This is a genomic window from Mycobacterium sp., assembly GCF_052145595.1.
Classification (GTDB): domain Bacteria; phylum Actinomycetota; class Actinomycetes; order Mycobacteriales; family Mycobacteriaceae; genus Mycobacterium.
The window spans coordinates 1-3309 of record NZ_JBKQOI010000370.1 but is presented as its reverse complement, the minus strand read 5'-3'; the positions used below and the strand labels follow the sequence as shown (position 1 = coordinate 3309).

The following is a 3309-nucleotide window of genomic DNA, read 5'->3' as shown; positions in this document are numbered from 1 at the left end:
CCCGCGGGACCAGCGCCTCCGCGTTGGCCGCGACGGTCTTCTCGAGAGAGGGCACGAACACGGTCACCAGGGCAGCGACCACCACCCAGAACAAGAAGATCGGCAATGCCAGCTTGCGGGCCAGTTTGGGAAAGAACGGCCGCTTGACCGGTTCGCCGGTGGTCGTGTCGGTGTTCGGTGTATGAGCGGTCATGCTGCGGTCACCGTGCACGCGACTGCGGCGCTCGGATGGGACACCAGGTGTTCATCGCGGACCTTGCCGTCGACGCGAATGCGACAACCCGCCGCATCGCCGTCGACCTGCATGACGAGGCTCAATGTGGCCGACGGCGACATCGTCGTCTCCGAAATAGACCAGGGCAGCGACGCCAGGGTGACCTCGATGGGCCGGCTGTTGAGATCCGCGTATGTGACTCTGCCGCCACTGCCGAGGTCGCCGAACGCCTCGTAGCTGACGTTCTTCGGATTGATCTGTATGACGGTCGCGGGGATGGTGCTTGTCACCGGCGGATGGCTAATGTTCGCACTCATGCCCCGAACCGTATTTACGCCGTAACCGGCGATCGCGAACACAGCAAGAATCACAGCGGGCCGCCAGAGCGTGCCGAGGATGCGGTTGGTATTTCGCCGCTTGGGTCTCGCGTTCACATCAACACTCCTCCCGACCGTCCAAACATTTGTACAATACTGGAGACAAGCTTCGGAGATGGATCTAATAACGTTTCCGTGGATGTTATTTGGAAGTTGCGGATGGATGTCGTCTCCTGGGCCCCGTAGTGGCCGAGCATATCCCGAGTCGCGTGGAATTTGGGTGACGATCATGGTGAACTCTAGCCCGGATCGTTCACGGGTGATGGGGGTTGTCGGCGTGTAGATGCACGGAAGTGCCTGTCCGGCAGGGGATTCTTGGGATTGCAACGTCTCAAGTTCCTCAAACCGGAAGGCACTCCGTAGGTGAAGCGTACTTCGTGGTCTGCCGGCTTGTCTGTATCTGGTGATGGGACCGGCGTGGTGGCCCATGCCGGCAGTGCTGGCCTGCGTCTGTTGGCCGATCGGGTGGGTCTGACCGACGCGGTGTCGGCGGCGTTGACGCGGCGCTCGTTTTTCCCGGTTCATGACCGGGGCCGGGTCCTGACCGATGTGGCGGTGATGCTCGCTGACGGTGGTGAGGCGATCGCCGACATCGACGTCCTGCGCCATCAAGCACCGCTGCTGGGTCTGGTGGCCTCGACACCGACAGTGTGGCGGACGCTGGCCGAACTGTCCCCGGCCCGGCTGGCCCGCATCGACGCCGCACGGGCTCGGGTACGCCGCCACGTCTCGTCACTACTGCCCGACGGCGTGCCACCCTCGCGAGTCGCCGACACCTACCTCGGTGACATGGTCGTCCTCGATGTCGATGCCACCATCGTGGTGGCCCATAGCGAGAAGAATCCGCGGCACCAACATTCAAGGGCAGCTTCGGGTTTCATCCGATCGGGGTGTGGTGCGACAACACCACCGAACTGCTGGCCGCGCGCCTGCGGCCCGGTAACGCCGGGGCCAACACCACCGCCGATCACCTCGAAGTCCTGACCGCCGCGATCACCCAGATCCCGGCAGCGCACCGCAAACACCTGTTGGTCCGCGCTGATGGCGCCGGGGCCTCCCACGAGCTGCTGGACTGGCTGACCGACCACAACCAGATCCGAGGCCGCCGCGTCGACTACTCGATCGGGTTCGCACTCACCCAGACACTGCGCGCGGCCATCACGCTGGTCCCCGAGAAGATATGGACTCCCGCACTGGATGCTGACGGCGGTGTACGCGCCGGCGGCGATGTCGCCGAACTCACCGGGCTGCTCGACCTGAGCACCTGGCCGACCGGGATGCGGGTCATCGTGCGCCGCGAACGCCCCCACCCCGGCGCCCAACTGTCCCTGTTCGAGCAGACCGACGGCTGGCGTTACCAGGCCTTCGTCACCAACACCACCACCGGACAACTGGCGTTCCTGGAAGCCCGGCACCGCGCGCACGCCCGCGTCGAAGACCGCATCCGTCACGCCAAAGACACCGGCCTTCGCCGATTCCCGTCCCGCGACTACCGCATCAACCAAGCCTGGCTGACCGCAGTCGCGATCGCCGCCGACCTCATCGCCTGGCTACGCCTACTCGCCCTGACCGGCCAGCTGGCTACCGCTGAACCCAAAGCCCTGCGCTACCGACTCCTGCACGTCCCCGCCCGGCTCACCCGCAACGCCCGACGAAGACACTTCTGTTGAGATGGGTTGTATAGGGGCTGCCAGCCAGAAGTGAGGAGCTGACATGGCTAACAATCGTTTCCTCGAAGCCATCAAGCGCCTGCTCGGTGCGAAAGATGTATTTCCGTTCGCGCAAGGAGGAGGCCAAGTTGGGGGCAAGCCTGGTGTCCACCACCCCACTGACTGATTGCGCCATCCTTAGTTTCGTGGTCGCCGACGAATGCCACCACATCGCCGCCAGCGCATTCTTCCACGCCATCAATCGAATACCCGCAAAATACTGGCTTGGGCTCACCGCCACACCCGAGCGCCGCGACGGGCTTGAAGATCTTCTCTACCACTAACTCGGATCGCATCACGTGACCCTCGAGGGCCCTGCCGCGGGCCAGTCCCCTCAGCGGATACCGATCTGCTCGCACCGCGCCCGGTCCAAGGACAAGGCATCATGGCGATGATCGGTCGCAACGCTGCCGTCGCCGAGGTCGGCAACCACCGCCATCAGGTTGAGGGGCCCATCGCATTCGCCGCCTGGTTGGGCGTGCACGCGATGCTGCTGAGCGGCGTGCATGCCAAGATCGATGCCTTCCTGACCTGGGCCTGGGACTACTTCGACCGCGACCACTCGGCGACGCTGGAGACCTACTCCGCGCCACGGCGGATCGTGTGGGCACACGAGGACAGCGACCGGCCACACATCTCGCTTAACCGGTGATGATGAACCCGTTGGCCCATGCGCCTCGCAGGCGATGGCGATTCCCGACACCTACGACGTGATCATCATCGATTCGGGAGGCGACGGCGCCACCTTGGGCCGGCGCGTTGACCGCCGTAAGCTCACCTTGGAGGTCGAGGTGGACGGCGAGATCAACGGAAAGGCGGTGCAGGCCGTCATTCCCGCAAGCGCGTGGAGTGACAGCCGCGGCCGGCGTTGCCCGCGCCGGTCTCAACGAGTAACGACGGAAGGATGGCAGTGAACGAAGAGCAACGCAACGTCATGGCGTCGGGGCGTGGGTTCATCGCCGCACTGGACCAAAGCGGTGGAAGCACGCCAAAAGCTCTGAGCCTCTAT

General features: G+C 64.3%; 4 protein-coding genes and 3 pseudogenes. 5 read left to right on the top strand and 2 right to left on the bottom strand.

The features are described 5' to 3' along the window. Together ACLP4W_RS30295 and ACLP4W_RS30290 are read right to left on the bottom strand one after the other, a co-directional pair. A pseudogene (locus tag ACLP4W_RS30295) lies at nucleotides 1-193 on the bottom strand (hypothetical protein); the annotation flags it as partial. Next, entirely contained in the window at nucleotides 190-585 is a 396-nt protein-coding gene (locus ACLP4W_RS30290; protein WP_442391313.1) for an MmpS family transport accessory protein, read from the bottom strand. The gene ACLP4W_RS30290 and the pseudogene ACLP4W_RS30295, both read right to left, overlap by 4 nt. Nucleotides 586-954: 369 nt before the next feature. On the opposite strand from ACLP4W_RS30290, the pseudogene ACLP4W_RS30285 reads away from it, so the two are divergent. From ACLP4W_RS30285 to ACLP4W_RS30265, 5 genes and pseudogenes are all read left to right on the top strand, one after another. Beyond that, nucleotides 955-2249 (top strand): annotated as a pseudogene (locus ACLP4W_RS30285) (IS1380 family transposase); the annotation flags it as partial. A gap of 107 nt (nucleotides 2250-2356) precedes the next feature. Continuing rightward, complete coding sequence (locus tag ACLP4W_RS30280; RefSeq protein ID WP_442391311.1) at nucleotides 2357-2584, top strand: DEAD/DEAH box helicase family protein; 228 nt, start codon at nucleotides 2357-2359, stop codon at nucleotides 2582-2584. A 101-nt stretch (nucleotides 2585-2685) separates the two neighbouring features. Beyond that, on the top strand, nucleotides 2686-2952 hold the full coding sequence (locus ACLP4W_RS30275) for a hypothetical protein (RefSeq protein ID WP_442391309.1): 267 nt from the start codon (nucleotides 2686-2688) through the stop codon (nucleotides 2950-2952). Between the two features lie 34 nt (nucleotides 2953-2986). Continuing rightward, complete coding sequence (locus ACLP4W_RS30270; protein ID WP_442391307.1) at nucleotides 2987-3214, top strand: hypothetical protein; 228 nt, start codon at nucleotides 2987-2989, stop codon at nucleotides 3212-3214. Further along, a pseudogene (locus ACLP4W_RS30265) lies at nucleotides 3205-3309 on the top strand (fructose bisphosphate aldolase); the annotation flags it as partial. The gene ACLP4W_RS30270 and the pseudogene ACLP4W_RS30265, both read left to right, overlap by 10 nt.